Annotated in this window: 16 protein-coding genes; 6 read left to right on the top strand and 10 right to left on the bottom strand. The window is 62.9% G+C overall.

Annotated elements, in window-relative coordinates:
- The first annotated feature begins 60 nt into the window (after positions 1-60).
- Entirely contained in the window at positions 61-1,107 is a 1,047-nt protein-coding gene (locus ACIQTW_RS15430; protein WP_402938426.1) for an RNase H family protein, read from the top strand.
- 157 nt (positions 1,108-1,264) lie between these two features.
- Here the strand turns inward: ACIQTW_RS15430 and ACIQTW_RS15425 are convergent, their stop codons facing one another.
- The 4 genes from ACIQTW_RS15425 to ACIQTW_RS15410 all read right to left on the bottom strand — a co-directional run bounded on the left by ACIQTW_RS15425 (position 1,265) and on the right by ACIQTW_RS15410 (position 4,610).
- A complete protein-coding gene (locus tag ACIQTW_RS15425) occupies positions 1,265-1,555 on the bottom strand; it encodes a WXG100 family type VII secretion target (RefSeq protein WP_402938424.1) in 291 nt (96 codons plus the stop codon).
- A gap of 156 nt (positions 1,556-1,711) precedes the next feature.
- The gene (locus tag ACIQTW_RS15420; protein WP_402938422.1) at positions 1,712-3,175 is read right to left on the bottom strand and encodes an ATP-binding protein; all 1,464 of its coding nucleotides are present in this window, start codon (positions 3,173-3,175) and stop codon (positions 1,712-1,714) included.
- Between the two features lie 3 nt (positions 3,176-3,178).
- Positions 3,179-3,889, bottom strand: a complete 711-nt coding sequence (locus ACIQTW_RS15415) for a response regulator transcription factor (RefSeq protein ID WP_024819794.1) — start codon at positions 3,887-3,889, stop codon at positions 3,179-3,181.
- Positions 3,890-3,977: 88 nt separating this feature from the next.
- Positions 3,978-4,610, bottom strand: coding sequence for a LysE/ArgO family amino acid transporter (locus ACIQTW_RS15410; protein ID WP_402938418.1), 633 nt, complete (start codon positions 4,608-4,610; stop codon positions 3,978-3,980).
- A 68-nt stretch (positions 4,611-4,678) separates the two neighbouring features.
- On the opposite strand from ACIQTW_RS15410, the gene ACIQTW_RS15405 reads away from it, so the two are divergent.
- Together ACIQTW_RS15405 and ACIQTW_RS15400 are read left to right on the top strand one after the other, a co-directional pair.
- Positions 4,679-5,620 carry a LysR family transcriptional regulator ArgP gene (locus ACIQTW_RS15405; RefSeq protein ID WP_402938415.1) on the top strand — a complete coding sequence of 314 codons (942 nt, stop codon included), beginning with the start codon at positions 4,679-4,681 and terminating at the stop codon, positions 5,618-5,620.
- A gap of 102 nt (positions 5,621-5,722) precedes the next feature.
- Positions 5,723-5,944, top strand: a complete 222-nt coding sequence (locus ACIQTW_RS15400) for a hypothetical protein (RefSeq protein ID WP_402938412.1) — start codon at positions 5,723-5,725, stop codon at positions 5,942-5,944.
- A 39-nt stretch (positions 5,945-5,983) separates the two neighbouring features.
- On the opposite strand, the gene ACIQTW_RS15395 is transcribed toward ACIQTW_RS15400, so the two are convergent.
- The 5 genes from ACIQTW_RS15395 to ACIQTW_RS15375 form a co-directional block, all read right to left on the bottom strand.
- Complete coding sequence (locus tag ACIQTW_RS15395; RefSeq protein WP_402938409.1) at positions 5,984-8,134, bottom strand: multicopper oxidase family protein; 2,151 nt, start codon at positions 8,132-8,134, stop codon at positions 5,984-5,986.
- A 12-nt stretch (positions 8,135-8,146) separates the two neighbouring features.
- Positions 8,147-8,620 carry a hypothetical protein gene (locus ACIQTW_RS15390; protein ID WP_178994263.1) on the bottom strand — a complete coding sequence of 158 codons (474 nt, stop codon included), beginning with the start codon at positions 8,618-8,620 and terminating at the stop codon, positions 8,147-8,149.
- A 220-nt stretch (positions 8,621-8,840) separates the two neighbouring features.
- Positions 8,841-10,499 carry a DNA repair helicase XPB gene (locus ACIQTW_RS15385; RefSeq protein ID WP_017197630.1) on the bottom strand — a complete coding sequence of 553 codons (1,659 nt, stop codon included), beginning with the start codon at positions 10,497-10,499 and terminating at the stop codon, positions 8,841-8,843.
- Positions 10,500-10,571: 72 nt separating this feature from the next.
- The gene (locus tag ACIQTW_RS15380; RefSeq protein WP_402938405.1) at positions 10,572-13,037 is read right to left on the bottom strand and encodes a helicase-associated domain-containing protein; all 2,466 of its coding nucleotides are present in this window, start codon (positions 13,035-13,037) and stop codon (positions 10,572-10,574) included.
- Between the two features lie 53 nt (positions 13,038-13,090).
- Entirely contained in the window at positions 13,091-13,306 is a 216-nt protein-coding gene (locus tag ACIQTW_RS15375; protein WP_402938402.1) for a hypothetical protein, read from the bottom strand.
- Positions 13,307-13,533: 227 nt separating this feature from the next.
- Between ACIQTW_RS15375 and ACIQTW_RS15370 the strand changes: the two genes are divergently transcribed.
- Genes ACIQTW_RS15370 through ACIQTW_RS15360 form a run of 3 tightly spaced genes read left to right on the top strand, consistent with a single transcriptional unit; the run spans position 13,534 to position 15,833 of the window.
- Positions 13,534-13,917 (top strand): cold-shock protein, encoded by a 384-nt coding sequence (locus ACIQTW_RS15370; protein WP_011773749.1) that lies wholly within the window; start codon positions 13,534-13,536, stop codon positions 13,915-13,917.
- Positions 13,918-13,921: 4 nt separating this feature from the next.
- Positions 13,922-14,479, top strand: coding sequence for a DUF3027 domain-containing protein (locus ACIQTW_RS15365; protein WP_402938398.1), 558 nt, complete (start codon positions 13,922-13,924; stop codon positions 14,477-14,479).
- Positions 14,480-14,522: 43 nt separating this feature from the next.
- The gene (locus ACIQTW_RS15360) at positions 14,523-15,833 is read left to right on the top strand and encodes an MFS transporter (protein ID WP_402938395.1); all 1,311 of its coding nucleotides are present in this window, start codon (positions 14,523-14,525) and stop codon (positions 15,831-15,833) included.
- A gap of 64 nt (positions 15,834-15,897) precedes the next feature.
- Here ACIQTW_RS15360 and serC read toward each other — a convergent pair whose 3' ends face one another.
- Positions 15,898-17,028, bottom strand: a complete 1,131-nt coding sequence (gene serC / locus ACIQTW_RS15355) for a phosphoserine transaminase (RefSeq protein WP_402938392.1) — start codon at positions 17,026-17,028, stop codon at positions 15,898-15,900.
- Positions 17,029-17,157 lie beyond the last annotated feature (129 nt).

Here is a 17,157-nt window from a genome sequence, read left to right as displayed (position 1 = left end):
GCGACCTACTTGGGTGCTACCACAGTTTCAGTGTCGGTGGGGTCTGGCAGGATTAACGTTATGACGATTATTGCTGCCGCCGATGGGTCCGCCCTCGGTAATCCTGGGCCGGCCGGTTGGGCCTGGTACGTTGACGATTCCTGTTGGCGCGCAGGAGGTTGGCCGCATGGTACCAACAACCAAGGCGAGTTGATGGCCGTCCTCGACCTGTTCCGGTCCACTGCCCACGTGCCTCAAGAAGACTTGCTGATTCTCTGCGACAGCCAGTACGTTATCAACTGCATCACCAAGTGGATGCCGAGCTGGAAGCGTAAGGGCTGGCGGAAGGCCGACGGCAAGCCCGTGCTGAATGTGGACCTTCTCAAGGACATCGACCAAGCGATCATCGGTCGCAAATATACCTTCGAATGGGTTAAGGGCCACGCTGGTCACGACCTCAACGAGGCTGCAGATGAGCGCGCACGCGCCGTTGCCACGGCCTACCAGCAGGGCGTAGCGCATCGGGCAGGCCCTGGCTTCCCTGGTACTCAGGAACAGGTTGAGTCCCAGCCGCAAACGGAAGCCAGCGCAGTCCAGACCCGTTCGTCCGAGCCGGTCCCTGCAAGCGCTGCCGCCGGGGTCTCCCCGGCAAGGGTTGGTTCTGCGCCCGCAAAGTCTGATCGCACTCAGCGGCCGCACTTTGAGCCGACGCTCTTTGGCGAGTCCGGCATCTTTGGTCAAGCCGATCTCTTCAGCGAACTGGAAGATGACGCTTCGGCGCAGCAGCTGTCGGCAGAGGAGACAGTCCTGGCGTTGGAACGGGAATTGCTGCGGCCGGATGTGAGGGCTGACATTGGCAGGATCGGTGTGCTGCTCCACCCTGACTTCGCGGAGATCGGCAGCTCGGGCCGGTTTTGGACACGGGACGCCATGATGATGGCGCTGGAAGAGGACCCCGGTGAACCGACTGAACTTGAGCTACTTAGCGCAGACAGGCTCAGCGACAACACCATGCTGCTGAACTACCGCAGCTTCGCGCACACAGGCTCGGCGCTCCGCAGTTCCGTCTGGATGCTCGACCGCGGTCAATGGCGGCTGCGGTTCCACCAGGGGACCCTTGAGAACTAACCGCGGAGAACTAACCGCGGAGAACTAACGCCGCGAACCAACGCCAGTCACCTAAGCGTTGAGACAATTTCCTCATGACCTGCGAGGCGGCTGCACAGGGGGAAGACAGCCAGCCCCGCAGGAGTTCATAGGTGAGGGAGGACCGGGTGCAGGGCAGCTAGTACGTGAAGCGCTGGGTGTTTCCCTGCTCCACTTCCAAGTAGCTGGTGGCTGCTGAGGACAAGGCAATATTGATGGAAGCCAAGGAGGCCTCAACCTTGCTCTGAGTCAGGGCCCACTCCAGGACGAGTGCCTGAAAGTTCGTGGCAGCTGTTCCCCGCCAGGTCGCCTCAAGTTCCTCCAGGTCGCGCCGCATGGTCTGCACATCGGTGCTTATGCGATCAACGGTTCCTTTGACGTTGGCTGATTTGAGCTGGAGTAATTCGGTGTCTACGGAGATGACGCTCATGGGTGGTGCCTTTCGACGAAGATGTTCCGCGGGTTGCTGCGGGTTGTGCGGCTACAACATCGAGCCTAGGCAGCCTCCCGCACGCGCAGAACAGGTGTTCGTCGTTATGTGGACAAAGGCGTTATGTGGACAATCGCGCTATGCGGATAAGGCGGGTCAGGTGGACAGGAGTTCGGCCGAATCCTCGTGGAACGGAAGGCTGACCACCAAAGTGGCTCCGCCGCCGTCGGTCTCTGCCACTTGGACCGTACCGCCGTGGGAACTGACGATTGCGGCAACAATCGCAAGACCGAGGCCGCTGCCGCCCGTCTCGCGGGTCCGCGAGGTATCCGCACGGTAGAAGCGCTCGAAGATCTTGTTGGTTTCGGACTCTGGAATGCCCGGCCCGTGATCGCGGATTTCGATGACGGAAACTGAACCGGTGGGGGTGTTTCGAACACCGACGGCCAGTTCTATGGGGCTTCCCTCGGGTGTGTACCGCAGCGCATTTCCCACGAGGTTCCCGATGACCTGCCGAAGTTTGGCTTCGTCACCTTGGACCGGCGCGGCAGTGGGGGCGGCGCCGTCGAGCCCGGTAAGCGTAATACTCCGGTCTCCGCATGAAGCCTTGGTATCAACCACTGCATCGTGTGCAAGGAGTTGCAGGTCCACAGGCTTGAGCTGAAGCGGGCGCTGTTCATCAAGGCGGGCGAGCATCAACAGGTCTTCCACCATGGAGCCCATGCGCTTGGCTTCGCTTTCGATCCGGCCCATCGCCATCGCCACGTCCTCTTTGGTGGCCAAGGCGCCATGACGATACAGCTCAGAGAAGCCGCGGATGGTCACCAGGGGGGTTCGCAGCTCATGGGAGGCGTCCGCTGCGAAGCGGCGCATGCGTCCTTCGGAAGCGGCGCGGGCAGCAAAGGAGGCCTCAATATGGGCAAGCATGGCATTCAAGGAACCGCCCAGCCGGCCAACCTCGGTGTGGGGATTGTCCACTTCCACACGGCGGGACAGGTCTCCGGCCGCGATGGCCGCAGCAGTTTTTTCCACTTTGGCAAGGGGACGGAAGGAGCGCGCAACAGTCCAAGTGGCGATGAAGAACGCCAAGACGAGAGTCAGTAGGCCGACGCCTACAACCACTAGGACAGCGTGCTCCATCACTTTGTCTACCGGCGTGAGCGGCAGTCCGATGATGACTACGCCGTTTTGGCCATTTGCGGTGACGCCGATGGCCACCACGCGCCAGTTGGTGCCGGCAGTGCCTCTGACCTGGAAGGGGGAGTTGCCGCGGAGTTTGGCTTCAGCTGCGGTGATGTTGGCGATCGCGGGACGATCACTTTGACTGCCGCCGAAGGGATACGGCTCGAGGCCAGGTACATACAGCGTCAAAGAGTAATCCGTGGGCACGGTGGAGTCGGTGGGAGGCGCCGGGTTTGGCTGGGCCAGCCTGTCAAAGGATTGCTGATCCTGTGCCAAAGCAACGGCGGCCTTGAGTTTGTCGTCCACCTGGCCCTGCAGGTAACTCTTGACGAGCGTCAGCGTTCCCGCGCCCGTAGCCGCCAGGGCAAGCAGGAGCAGGCCCATGATGATGGCGACGAGCTGCGACCTCAGGGACGCCGATTTCCAGCGAAGCAGCAAGGGTCAGCGCTTCTCTGCCGTTCGCAGCACGTAGCCCACGCCGCGCTTGGTCTGAATGAGGGCGGCGGCATCGGGATCGATGTCTACCTTGCGTCGAAGGTAGGAGATGTAGGACTCCACGATCGAGGCGTCGCCGTTGAAGTCGTACTCCCACACGTGGTCCAGGATCTGCGCCTTGGATAGTACACGGTTGGGATTCAGCATGAGGTAGCGCAGGAGCTTGAACTCGGTGGGGGACAGCTCGATCACGGTGCCACCGCGGCGGACCTCATGGGCGTCGTCGTCGAGTTCAAGGTCGTCAACACGGATCACGGCGTCGTCGTCTTCGAGCGGCTGTGTGCGGCGAAGTACGGCACGAATGCGGGCCACCACTTCATCCAGGCTGAAGGGCTTGGTGACGTAGTCGTCGCCGCCCACAGTGAGGCCCGTGACTTTGTCCTCGGTATCGTCTTTCGCCGTGAGGAACAGGACGGGGAAGTGCTTGCCGGCAGCGCGGAGGCGCCGGGTCACGGTGAAGCCATCCATGTCCGGCAGCATGACGTCCAGGACTGCCAGGTCAGGGGAGTGGAGATCGGCCGCGGCGAGGGCTTCGCGTCCGTTGGCGGCCGCGACGACCTCGAAGCCTGCGAAACGCAGCGACGTGGATAGCAGCTCGCGGATGTTGGGCTCGTCGTCGACAACGAGAAGCTTGGCTTCGGGACCGTTCTTTTTCATGACATCCATGATGCTCCCAGAAACTGGGAGTTCACTGGATGCTGCATGTGAGCGGACTGCGTGGGATCCGGCCAGTTGGGTTGTGGGTTCAGGCCCCCAGTACCAACCCGGTTCCCAGCGCCACCATGGTCACTGCGATGCCGCCGTCCAGGAATCGCCAGGACACCGGCCGGGCGAAGAAGCCCCGGAGGAAGCGAGCCCCGAATCCCAGCGAAGAGAACCATATGATGCTGCCCAGCATGGCGCCGCCGCCGAACCACCATTGCAGTTGAACGCCTTGGGCGCTGGCTATCGAGCCAAGGAGGGCTATGTCCAAGTAGACGTGCGGGTTCAGCCATGTCAGTGCCAGGACAGTGGTGAGAGCGGCAGCGGGCCCACGCTTCGTGCCTCCGTTGACTGGTCCTTGACTTGTTGTCAGCGATTGTGGGCGCAATGCCCGGCGGGCGGCCATGACGCCGTACGTCATCAGGAAGGCGGCCCCCACGTAGCGAAGAACGACGACTGCGGCCGGGGCTGTCGTGATAAGGGCGCCGGTGCCAAGGACGCCGGCAGCGATAAGTACGGCGTCGCTCAACGCGCACACCACCACGACAGGGACGATGTGCTCGCCGCGGATTCCCTGGCGGAGTACGAAAGCATTTTGGGCTCCGATGGCGACGATGAGGGCGAGTCCGGTGGCCATGCCGAGGCCTGCGGAGTGGAAGAAATTAGTATGGTTCACCCTCTGAAATTACGGTCATCACCACATTTAGACCAGCTAAAGATTTGCATGCAACATAAGATTCTCTTATGCCTTACTTTCCTTCCGAGCAGTTGCTGACGTTCGCGACCGTCGTCTCCGAGGGCACTCTGGATGCTGCTGCGCGCCTGCTTCACATCACGCCGTCGGCCGTCTCCCAACGGTTGAAGACTCTTGAGCAGTCCGCTGGCAGCGTGCTGTTACAACGCAGCAACCCTGCCAAAGCCACCGAAGCAGGCGAGGTTGTGCTGCGTCTGGCGCGGCAGGTGGCACAGCTGGAAGCTGATGCCGGGCGTGAACTGGGCTTGGGCGCCGACGGGGCGCAGTTGGCCGTGCCGATCGTGGTTAACGCGGATTCGCTGGCTGTGTGGTTCCTCCAAGCGTTGGCCAGGGTTCCGGCCGACCTCAACGTCACCTTCGACCTTCACCGGGACGACGAACAACACTCCACCTCATTGCTGCGCTCCGGCACGGTCATGGCTGCCGTCACCGCCACGCCAGAGCCTGTGCAGGGATGCCGGGTGGAGAGCTTGGGGGTGATGCGGTACCGCGCGGTCGCGGCCCCGCATTTTGTGGACCGTTGGTTCCCGGAATTGTGGAAGGGCCTGGACTCGGGAAGGGGCTTGAACGGGGCCGCGCTCAATGCCGCGACCACCGTGGACTTCGACCGCAAGGACACGTACCAGTGGGCCTTTGTGCAGTCGGCATTCAAGGCTGGGGGTGAGCCACTTCCGGAACGGAAAGGACCACGCCATTACGTCCCGGCGTCCCAGGACTTCGGCGATGCGATCCGTTTGGGGCTCGGCTGGGGGCTGATACCGGAAGTTCAATGCGGACCGGAAATCGCCGACGGCAGGCTGATCGAGCTCGCCCCCGACAACCCCATCGATGTGCCGCTCTACTGGCAACGCTGGCGGACCGCGTCCCGTGTGCTTGATGTGCTCAGCGAAACCGTCCGCGACGTTTCAGCGCTGTATCTGCGGAAGCCCTGAAGCTGCGAAAGTACTGCATGGCCGAACGTGCCGCATCCCCGAAATCCGAACACGCCCACGGATGCTTCTAAAAATGTCAGTGCCCCCCTCCACACTTAAAACATGGCAAACACAGCAGCTCCTGCAAGCATCCACCAGCACCGTGACAGTGACGTCGAATTCCACGTGACGTACCTGGACACCGATTCCGGCCGTATCCGGCGCGAGGATTTTGAGGACCTCGTCGCAGCCGAGCGGTTCGCCAGTGCCCAACTCCGCGATGAAGACGGCTGGGCTGTGGTGGACCACGTCAAGGTTGAGGTCACCAGCCGGATGGTCGCCTGAGGCACAAGCCTCCCGCCCGGCGCACCCGGCCCGGCCAGCTCACTCCGGGCGGTTGTTGGAGTGTCCGCCGTGCACGAACGGCGATGACACACCCTGGTACTTCAGCAGCATCATCATTCCCTCGGCTGCGTGGTCCAGGTTGTGGCAGTGGTCCATCCAGATGCCGGGGTTATCGGCGTGAAGCATCAACTCCCACACTTCGCCCGGCAACACATCCACGGTGTCCAGGATGAGCGGTGACCCGCTTGGAGCTACGCCGTTCCTGCTCAGTACTTGCACGTGATGTCCGTGGGGATGCATGGGATGAGGCTCGGAGGTGCGGTTCACTACCGTCACCTTGACGGTATCGCCCTCGGCAACCTCAATGGACGGAACCAGCGGATATGCTGCCCCGTTCACGGTGAACGCGTACCGGGGAATCCCATCAACAAAACGGAACTGCCGGTCAAGCACCATCACTTCTTCCCGGGTGATCGGCCGGTCGAGCTCTGCCTTCTCCCCGGCCCCATCCAGTTCCCCGGCCCCATTCAGTTCACCGGCACCATCCAGTCCCCTGGCCAAGGGTTTGCCATACTCCAAAAGGTCGAGCACGGGCATGGTGGCGAAAACGCCTGCTGGAGCCTTTTCGGGAACCATCTCCTCAGGTTTGGCAGCTTGATCTGCGGCAGCCGAGCCAGCGGATCCAGATGGAGCGATGACGACGACGGCGTTGGCGGCAGCGTCCGAGCGAACGGTGACTGGCGAGTCGGGCATGGTGAAGGCGATGTCCACCCTGCCCCCGGCACCAAGTCGGATCAGTTTCCCGATCACTTCCTGTGGCTGGTTCACCTCGGTCCCATCAACCGCAACGGCTTTGAAAGCCGTGCCTTGGACCAGGTATCGCTGCTGCACGGAATCTGTGTTGATCAGCCGGACCCGAACGCTCGAGCCAGGGGCGGCAGTATGCCGGGTGACACGGTCTGAGGAGCCCAGCAACCCCAGACCGCTGAGGTCGTGCCCGGCCACCACAATGTCCCTGTCAGCACGGGGCGAAGTAGGGTGGTGCACGACGAATGTGCCGTAGAGGCCCTTGCGGACCCCCTCGGCGGAGTCTTGATGCGTGTGGTACCAGTAGGTGCCCGCCTGGGCGGCCAGGAAGCGATACGTCATGGATTCTCCGGGCATGACGGCGTCCTGTGTCGCCCCGGCCACACCATCCATCGCGTTGGGGACGTCGTAACCGTGCCAGTGCAGGGTCACGCCGGCAGCCACATTGCGGTTAGTCAACACCACCTCCATCACCTCGCCCAGTTGGGCCTCCAAAGCTGGACCTGGAAGGCTGCCGTAGGTCCACGCCTCCGTGGTTTGCCCGGATGGCAGCACCACCTGTTCCACACGGGCAGTCAGTTCGTAGTGCCGGACCACAGCGTTGGCGGGGGTTTCGCCTACCAAACTGTTGACCGACGTCGGATCCGTCACCACGGCGTCGGCGCCGCCGTGATGCCCGACGGCGGCAGCAATGGTTGCGCCGTCGGCGGATCGGCTCCCAAGCCAAGCAAAGACTCCGGAACCCAAAGCGGTACAGATCATGAGCCCTGCAACCGCGGTAGCCGCCGTCGGACGCCTGCCGGCGGGTGAAGCGCCGCCTCGACGTCCTGCCCGAACGGCCTTGCTCGACTTCGTACTGGGTCGCGACGAAGGTCGTGGCGAATATAGTGCAAGCTTGGCGATCAGCACGGACGCGGCCACCATAAACAGCAGCACCAAAAGGCTCCAAGGAGCCGGGAACGGCCCGAGAAGCAGTGTCAGGGCGATTGAAGCCACGGCAGAGGCAGCAGCTGCCACAATGGCCAGCACCGCCCGCTCGCGGTACCGTCGCGGATCTTCAGTAACAGGTTGGGGGCCGGTGTTCCGCCTCCTCAGCAAGAACGGAACACCGGCCGCCGCGGCCCAAGCCGCGGGGATGGCGGTCAGAGGCACGTTGATGGTTATGCGTTCGCTGGCAAACCACCAACTGCCCGCCACCAAAGCGGGAAGCAATGCGTACCGCCCCACTGTCACTGCGACGGCTATACCCACTAACAACAGCCCAAGGTCACTCCGGCGCGGCTTGTCGCCCAAGGACGCGGTCATCCATGCAGCGGCAATCCACGCGCCGGCCGCAAACGCGGCCAGCAGCAGGTCCACTGCCAGCAGCTGCGAGGTGTTCACAGCTGCAAGTGCTCACGCTGTGCTGGACGACGTGGAAGCATCCGAGGAGGCAGCCTTGGGAGGCAGCGGTTGCGGGTTGAGGGCTGCCGCGCGGGCTCGCTTGAACAACCAATAGGACATGAAGATCATCAGCACGCCAACAATCGGGTGGATGGAGACTACCCACGAGCCTGCCGGAGTGATGAATTCCGGTGAGGAACCGGTCAACATGCCGCCGATGATGAAGATGAAGAGCTGAAGCCAGGTCAGCAGGAAGATGCCTGCGGCCAACCAGATGGTGCGGGATCCTACTTTGGCAATGGCCGCTACGATGGCAGCCAGCAAAGCTGAGTACCGCAGCACGTATTGGCCATTGACGGCATGGTAGACGCCAGCTTCACGCTGGGCTTCGATGGTGTTTTGGAAGTGGAAGTATCCCGCGAAGAACAGCTGTGCGAGTGCTGACAGCAGGACGATCGCGGAGAGGACCAGGAGGGCTTTGCGCATGGGGAATCCTCTGGTAATCAATTCACAGATTCTTCAAGGCCTTCAAACCGTCGGCTCCCTGGCTGCGGGCTTCCCCCACTGCCGACGGCTGGCCGCCAGGTTGCCTGGACCAGGGGCAACCATAAAGGGCGGAGAGCTTCACTTGGAATCGTAAAGTTGCTGGAGATGAATAGCAAGAGGCCTGTGAATTATTATTCAGGCTGAATTCAGCAGGGGCTTCCTACTGTTCCTGACCAACGTCCTTGCCTACGTCCTTGGCGTCCATGATCCTGTACGCGTAGCCCTGTTCGGCAAGGAACCTTTGGCGCTTCGCCGCGAAATCCTGATCCAGGGTGTCCCGCGCTACCAAGGAGTAAAACCTGGCCGCACGGCCGTCCTGCTTGGGACGAAGGAGGCGTCCCAACCGCTGGGCCTCTTCCTGCCGCGAGCCGAAGGAACCTGAGACCTGGATGGCGACCGAAGCTTCAGGGAGGTCAATGGAAAAGTTGGCCACCTTGGACACCACCAAGGTGTGGATCTCACCCTTGCGGAACGCGTCGAAGAGCTTCTGCCGTGCCTTGACGCTGGTTTCGCCCTTGATCAGGGGAGCGTCCAGCCGTTCGGCGATCTCATCGAGTTGGTCGATGTACTGGCCGATCACCAGCAACTGCTCGCCCTTGTGGACTGCCACCAGGTCTTCGACCAGTTTCGTCTTGGTCTCCGAGGTAGCGCAGAGCCGGTATTTATCAGCGTCGTCTGCCATGGCGTAGGCCACCCGTTCGTCGCGGGGGAGATCCACGCGGACTTCGACACAGTCGGCGGGCGCGATGTAACCCTGTGCCTCGATGTCCTTCCAGGGTGCGTCATAGCGCTTGGGACCGATGAGGCTGAACACCTCACCTTCCCGACCGTCTTCCCGAACCAACGTTGCCGTGAGGCCCAAGCGGCGCCGGGCCTGGAGGTCCGCGGTCATCCGGAAGATCGGGGCCGGGAGCAGGTGCACTTCGTCATAGATAATGAGGCCCCAGTCGTGCCCGTCAACGAGTTCCAAGTGCGGGTAAAGCCCACCGCGTTTTGTGGTGAGGACCTGATAGGTGGCGATGGTGACCGGCCGGACTTCCTTGACAGCACCGGAGTATTCGCCGATCTCGTCTTCGGTCAAGGACGTCCGCTTGAGCAGTTCATCCTTCCACTGCCGGGCAGAGACCGTGTTGGTGACCAGGATCAGCGTAGTGGTGGAGGACGTGGCCATCGCTGCCGCCCCCACCAGTGTTTTTCCTGCACCACAGGGAAGTACGACGACGCCGCTGCCGCCGGCCCAGAAGTTTTCCGTGGCCAGCTTTTGGTACGGGCGCAGCTGCCAGCCGCTCTCGTCCAGCATGATGAGGTGCGGTTGACCGTCTACATAGCCGGCAAGATCCTCTGCGGGCCAGCCCAATTTGAGGAGCAGCTGCTTCAACTGTCCACGCTGGGAGGAGTGCACCACCACGGTTTCGCCGTCGATCCGCGGTCCCAGCAGCGGAGCGATCTTCTTGGCACGGATGACTTCCTCCAACACAGGGTAATCATCCGTCCGCATTACCAGTCCGTGCTGTGCATCCTTTTCGAGCCGCAGCCGGCCATAGCGGGACATGGTCTCTTCGATATCGATCAGCAGTGCATGCGGCACGGGAAAGCGGGAGTACTTCAGCAGTGTATCCAGCACCTGCTCCGCATCCAGCCCTGCCGCCCGGGCGTTCCAGAGACCCAGCGGCGTCAGCCTGTAGCTGTGCATATGTTCGGGGGCGCGCTCCAACTCTGCGAAGGCGGCGATTGCGTGCCGGGCCTCCGTAGCCAGCTCGTGGTCGACCTCCAGCAGGATGGTCTTGTCACTTTGTACGATCAGCGGACCGTCGGTCACTGTTTCATCCTCACTGGGGTTGAATCCTCACTTGCGCAGCATCACGGCGCGGTTTTCATGAACGGCGCGGTTTTATGAACGGAGTTCCCGTGCGGGTTCCACATCGATGATCCGGTGGATGGACAACACCCGTTCGGTGTCTTTGGCGGGATCGAAAACCCTGACGCGCCCACCGGAGACGGATACAGGAACAACGGTTTCGGTGTTGGCATTCCCCAGGCTGTCCACCACGTTCATGGTGACAGCCTGTTTTAGCCGAATGGCGGTTTGGAGGGTCTCCAAGCCGAGTTGGGTAGAGGCCTCGCCCGTCACTTCAGGCGGGACCGCGCGGTGTTGGCGCAGGACCGAAAGCTGTGCTTCGACGTCGTCGTCCGGCGGTGCCGTCCGGGGCGCCGTATAAACCGGGCGGGCGCTGCCTGGCACTGCCGTGGTCCGTTTGAAACGCACGACGGCGGGTTCAGCCTCCTGCACGGCAGGCGAGAGGCCCAGCTCGCGCAGGACACGCGCCGTTTCGCGCGGACTGGCAGAGGAAGTAAGGACAGTGGGGGCGATGCGTACCAGGCTCAGGGCTGACGTCCGGGCCTCGCGGAGGAGATCTGTGATGGCTGTTTCGTCGTCGCTCTGGATGAAGCTGGCACTGGTGCCGACACGAAGGCGGCCGTGCCGGGAAGCCGTGTCCTGGACCAGGTATTCCAACGGCTGCGGTACGTCCGTGGCGGAATGCTCACGGAGGAACGCCAACAGCGATTCCGCATCCTGTCCGGCGTCGAGCGCCCTCCTGATGGTGGTGGCGGAGAATCGGTAGATCGACGCCGGGCCCTGGCCTTCGGCGTCGGCCATCAATAGGAGGGTTTCGCTGAGTTCCGGCGCAAGGTATCCGGGAGCTACAGCCGTGAGATCCGCTTGGAGGAGGATGTGGTTCACGGCAGCCGGCAAATGCTCGCCGAGGATGGTCATGGCCTTTTCGGGCTGGCCGTCAGCGATGGCCGAACCCAGCTGTGTCAACGCACCCGACCCCATTAGCCCCAAAAGCGTGGCTTCTTCCAAGATGCCGCGGACCAGTGAACTGAACCGGCGGGACATCCGTGGCTGCGCCCATTCGGCACGCTGCAGGACGGCTCGGGCATCCAGAACTGGTGCCTTTCCATCCGGCGCCGCGGCCTCCATGGTGAGCTCGTTCAGGATCTCCAGGACCCGGCGGCGTACCACCGGGGCGTCGGGCCGCTGTGCTTCCGCGGACAAGGCGTTGATGGTGGTTCCGGCCGAGCCTTGATGGGCTGACGACGATGACGGACCAGTGAGCGGCTGCCCCACCAGTGAAGGTGCCCGCTCACTGGCCAGCCAGGCGTTGACGAGCCACAGCCACTGTTCCTGCCGGGGCAGGTTGAGCCACTCAATCGACGGCGGCTGTATCCAGGTGGAGCTGTCCACGTCCAAGCGGAGCAGTCCAGCCATGGCGCACAGCTCCAAGAGGATGGCAGTCTCATGAACGCCCAAACGGATGGACTCCGCCAAACGCCTCAGTTCGCGCACACCCACACCACCGCTACGGAGGGTGGCCAGGGGTTGCTCCCTGACTGCGAACAGCAGCTCAGCAGTCAGCCGCAGGATTTCGGCAATGGCACCCATGGCCGCATTGCGTCGCAGGGCAGCGCTCGTATGGCCAAGCTCCGGAACTGGTGGGGCCAGCGTAAAGTCATCCACGATTGCACCACCACGCAAGGCAAGACCCACACTGTGGGGCAGCTCCACGTGGCCGGCGTCCAAGGGGACCAGCAAGCCCCGCGCCAACAGCCAATCAATAGGCCCGACGTCGTGGCTTTCGTGGGTGACTGACGCCCGGCGCTGTGCTTGGGGAACTGCGCCCATCGCCCAGCTGCCGAACTTGTCCAACAGGCCCACCGTCCGCTCCGGTGCCGTAGCCAGGATGGCACGCAGATTCTCAGGAGTAGATGTCCAGCGTTGCAATGCCAAGGCTGCGTCCATCGGAGTGCTGGCGGGGTGGATGCCCGCGCCGCTTTGATGCAGCTCGGCCACCAATTGCACTACCCGCTGGGCAAAGGCCGGTTGGAGCCGTACAAGTTCGGTGTAGCTGCGACCAAGGCCCGCCGGATAGATTCCGATGACGTCCTTGAGGCTGCCCACGGGAAGATAAAAGCGCTGACGGGACGACGTTGCCGGCGAGCCAGCGGGTGGGTCTGCCCTGTGTACCAGTGCCAATTCCTGCAATTTGGCGAGGATGGGGTCCAGCGCCGAAAGGGTGGAACCGGCAATGACCTTCTTCAGCCCGGCCGCGGAAATGCTGTGGCCGGTATCGGCATTGGTGCACAGGTGAAGTGTTTCCAATACCTGCATTTCAGGCTTGTTCAACCGCTCCAAAGCCCTCTGGACACTGACCCGGGCGCTAGCCCTGGCAGCCAAAGCCGGGAAGTCGGGAGCCATGGGGGAGATCAGGTCCGGTCGCGCGGCAAACAGGGCCCGCAGCGAATTGTCGCTGCGCGCTTCGAGTTCCTTGCTGAGCGCGCGTATAAGGGACATCAATCCAACGTTACCGCCCCCGGGCCCCTCGTGCCCGTCACTGGGGCCGGAGGTTACTGTCGGCGGCGCTGGCGAACGGAGTCAACAACCAGTACTACCGCGAGCATGAAGGCCACGGGCAGTCCGTAAAGGGCCGTCCAGGTCACCCAAACCGGCGGCACTCCGCCGTTGAACGCCACAGCCATGACCGTACCGACGGCAGCCAAAGAGATAACGGCGATGACGGCCGCTGTGATCATGATGGGGCGGCGGTAACCCGGGGAAGTCATGCCCACAACGCTAGCAGCAGCACGCCGGGATGATTCATTGCAGCCGCTCTTGTCCCGTTCGAGCACGGCGTGGTCGCGGCAAAGCGGGAATAGGGGGTCCGGCAGGATAACCTTGAAGGAACAGACCAACACGGACCGGGCTGTCACCCTCGATCCCGCAGATCCCTGTGGATGCGGTGATCGGCCCGACGTGTCTCCCAAAAGCAAGAACGAAGAAGGTTGATTACGTGCCTACCGGCAAGGTCAAGTGGTATGACAAGGAAAAAGGCTTCGGATTCCTCGCGGCTGAGGACGGCCAGGAAGTGTTCCTGCCCAAAACGTCCCTGCCCGCGGGCGTAACGGAGCTCAAGGCCGGAACCCGCGTGGAGTTCGGTGTGGCCGACGGCCGCCGCGGAGCACAGGCACTGGGACTGCGTGTCCTGGAGAAGACGCCATCCATTGCCAAAGCCAAGCGCATGAACGCCAGGGACCTCGCCCCCATGGTGCAGGACCTGGTCACCGTGCTGGACAACCTCTCCGGCTCCTTGTCTTCAGGCAAATATCCCGATGGCAACAAGGCCAAGGCCATCAGCATGGCACTGCGCAAGGTTGCCGACGAGCTGGAAGCCTAGGACCATGACATCGGAATCCGCACAGGACACCAAGGTCGGCCCCGACGCTGCCCAGGCTCCTGGAAACGGGGACGCCCCCGCGCGGAAGCCTGTCGCGGCCAAGCCCCGCGCCGGTCTGCCCGTGTGGCGCACCGGTAAGCCGGACGCGTTCCTGGCTGCCGCCGTCGATACTGCACGTGAGGCAGTTGAAGGCATAGCCAACCCGGGCGAGGTAGGGGCGCACCTTGGCGCCAAGTCAGAGGGCGACCGCGTGGTTACCCACCTGTTCGAGTCCGGGCTGGCCGGCTATGGCGGCTGGCAGTGGTATGCCGTGGTGACCCGTAACTCGCGCTCCAAGATCGTAACGGTGAGCGAGCTTGGTTTGCTGCCCTCCGAGGACTCCATCCTGGCTCCCGAATGGGTGCCGTGGGCCAAGCGCGTCCGGCCCGAGGATGAGACGCCGCTGGTGGAAGAGACCGTTGAGGACGTCACGGAAGAGTCCGTGCAGGCGGCCGAGGACGAGGCCACCGAACCGGCCGAAACTGAAACCGAGGACGACGACGACGAAACCGGGGCTGAATAGGAGTTGCGGAAACCCGGGGTGACCACAGTGAAGGCGGACGCTGATGTCCACCTTTAGGTCACTCGGAATCCTCAATTACCGGATCTGGTTCTTCGGTGCGCTGATTTCCAACATCGGTACGTGGATGCAGCGTACGGCGCAGGACTGGTTGGTCTTCGACCACCTGACAGCGCACGACGCCGGTGCCATGGGCATTACTTTGGCACTCCAACTCGGGCCCCAGCTCTTCCTTGCTCCCTGGGCGGGTTTACTGGCCGACCGATATAGCCGACGGAAACTGCTCCTCCTAACCCTGGTGGCCATGGCCCTCCTCAGCACGGGGTTGGGCGTGCTGGTGCTGCTGGGCATCGCCGAACTTTGGCATGTCTACCTCTTCGCCTTGCTCCTGGGAATCGTGACCGCCCTGGACGCTCCCGTCCGCCAAACCTTTGTCTCTGAACTGGTCACCGACGATTACCTTCCCAACGCGGTGGCCCTCAACAGCGCCTCATTCAATGTGGCGCGGATGATCGGACCCGCGGTCTCAGGCGTGCTGACCGTGGTGGTTGGCCCCGGCTGGGTGTTCCTCATCAACACCGTGTCATTCGTGGCAATGCTGTGGGCGCTCAAACTCATTCCCGCATCGTCTCTCCGCATTCAACCCAGGGCGGCCGCCGGTAAAGGGCGCATCCGGGAAGGATTGCGCTACGTCAAGAACAGGCCGGACATTCAGGTGGTTCTGGTGGCGATCTTTATCGTGGGCACTTTCGGACTCAACTTCCCCCTGTTCATCGCCGCGATGGTGGGGACCCAATTCGGCATGGACGCCGGGGCGTTCGGGGTGCTGAACTCGGTCATGGCCATCGGTTCGGTCACCGGTGCGCTGTTGGCTGCCCGACGCGGAAGGCCTCGTCTGAGGTTGATCTTCGGGGCCGCCGGGGGCTTCGGTCTTGCCAGCGCCTTGGCCGCACTGGCACCCAACGCTGTGCTCTTCGGGCTTGCCCTGGTTCCCTGCGGCTTGTTCGCACTGACCCTGATCACCAGCGCCAACGGCTACGTGCAATCCACCACCGAGGCTGTCATGCGAGGGCGGGTCATGTCCCTCTACATGGCCATTTTCATGGGCGGCACACCCATCGGCGCACCGTTGGTGGGGTGGGTGGCCAACGTCGGTGGCCCTCGATGGGCGGTCGGTGTCGCAGCAGTTGCGGGCGTCAGCACCGCCGTCGTGGGTTTGTTGTGGATCATCCGCGCGAAGCAGCTGCGGCTCCGCTTCGACCGTAGGGCCCGTGGGCTGAAGCATTTTCGGGTGGAGTCGCTGCTTTACCGTTCAGACAGGGACGACGACGACGGCGCAGGCCGGCAGGGCGGTTAACGCGCCTTAAACGGCGGCGGCGCCGTCCGGGAACTACCCGCACGACGCCGGCCAAGGCCTGGAGCTACTTCTTGAGCTCGCCCACGACGTAGTCGATGCTCGCGAGCAGTGCGGAAACGTCGTCCGGCTCAATGGCGACGAACGTGGCGATGCGCAGCTGGTTGCGGCCGAGCTTGCGGTACGGCTCGGTGTCCACAACACCGTTGGCGCGCAGGACCTTGGCAATGGCCGCGGCATCAATTGAGTCATCGAAGTCGATGGTGGCGATGACGTTGGAGCGGTCTTCGGCGTTGGCAACGAAGGGTGTTGCGTACTCCGAGGCCTCAGCCCATGAGTAGATGCGGTTGGCGGAGTCTGCCGTGCGCTTGCTGGCGAAGTCCAAGCCGCCGTTGCTGTTGAGCCACTGCACCTGGGCGTCCAGGGTTACCAAGGTGGACAGCGAAGGGGTGTTGTAGGTCTGGTTCAGCTTGGAGTTGTCGATGGCGGTCTGCAGATCCAGGAAGTCCGGGATCCAGCGGCCGCTCGCCTTGACCCGTGCCGCACGTTCCAGGGCGGCGGGGGAGAAGAGACCAAGCCAGAGGCCGCCGTCGGAGGCGAAGTTCTTTTGCGGGGCGAAGTAGTAGACATCCGACTCAGCCACGTCTACGTCCAGTCCGCCGGCCGCTGAGGTGGCATCCACCAAGACGAGTGAGCCTTCATCGGCACCTTGGACGCGCTTGACGGGAGCGGCCACACCGGTTGATGTCTCATTCTGGGGCCAAGCGTAGACGTCCACTCCGGCTTCGGCTGTTGCCACGGGGCGGGTGCCGGGTTCAGCCTTGATGATGGACGAAGCATCCAGGAACGGTGCCTTGTTGGTGGCGGCAGCGAACTTCGAACCGAACTCGCCGAACGAAAGGTGCTGGGCCTTCTTCTCAACCAGGCCAAACGCAGCCACGTCCCAGAACGCGGTAGAGCCGCCAACGCCCAGGACAACCTCATAGCCCTCAGGAGCGCGGAAGAACTGGCTGAGCCCATCGCGGACCGAACCCACGAGGTTCTTCACCGGAGCCTGGCGGTGGGAGGTTCCCAGGATGGTGGACGATGCTGCAGCCAACGCCTCAATCTGTTCCGGGCGAACCTTGGACGGTCCAGCGCCGAAGCGTCCGTCCTTGGGCAGCAGGTCGGCGGGAATGGTGATGCTGTTGTCGCTCACGAGGCGCTCCAATGGGTGTCGGCTAGAGATGGGAGGTGGCATGGGGCATCAACTGCCCCTTCGACACCCCAATTCTGCCTGACACGGCCCGGGCGCAGGAACCTGCAGCCGTCATAGTCCGCCACGTGG

Source organism: Paenarthrobacter sp. NPDC090517 (genome assembly GCF_044769165.1).
Lineage (GTDB): Bacteria > Actinomycetota > Actinomycetes > Actinomycetales > Micrococcaceae > Arthrobacter.
Note: the sequence above shows the minus strand (reverse complement) of the source record. Positions and strands in the feature narration are given on the sequence as shown.

Bases quoted from the DNA above. Each gene is read 5' to 3' on its own strand.
- ACIQTW_RS15415 (WP_024819794.1), bottom strand. From the start codon at position 3,889: ATGAAAAAGAACGGTCCCGAAGCCAAGCTTCTCGTTGTCGACGACGAG.
- ACIQTW_RS15390 (WP_178994263.1), bottom strand. From the start codon at position 8,620: ATGCGCAAAGCCCTCCTGGTCCTCTCCGCGATCGTCCTGCTGTCAGCA.
- ACIQTW_RS15375 (WP_402938402.1), bottom strand. From the start codon at position 13,306: ATGACTTCCCCGGGTTACCGCCGCCCCATCATGATCACAGCGGCCGTC.
- ACIQTW_RS15360 (WP_402938395.1), top strand. From the start codon at position 14,523: ATGTCCACCTTTAGGTCACTCGGAATCCTCAATTACCGGATCTGGTTC.
- ACIQTW_RS15380 (WP_402938405.1), bottom strand. From the start codon at position 13,037: ATGTCCCTTATACGCGCGCTCAGCAAGGAACTCGAAGCGCGCAGCGAC.
- ACIQTW_RS15405 (WP_402938415.1), top strand. From the start codon at position 4,679: ATGCCTTACTTTCCTTCCGAGCAGTTGCTGACGTTCGCGACCGTCGTC.
- ACIQTW_RS15430 (WP_402938426.1), top strand. From the start codon at position 61: ATGACGATTATTGCTGCCGCCGATGGGTCCGCCCTCGGTAATCCTGGG.
- ACIQTW_RS15400 (WP_402938412.1), top strand. From the start codon at position 5,723: ATGGCAAACACAGCAGCTCCTGCAAGCATCCACCAGCACCGTGACAGT.
- ACIQTW_RS15425 (WP_402938424.1), bottom strand. From the start codon at position 1,555: ATGAGCGTCATCTCCGTAGACACCGAATTACTCCAGCTCAAATCAGCC.
- ACIQTW_RS15365 (WP_402938398.1), top strand. From the start codon at position 13,922: ATGACATCGGAATCCGCACAGGACACCAAGGTCGGCCCCGACGCTGCC.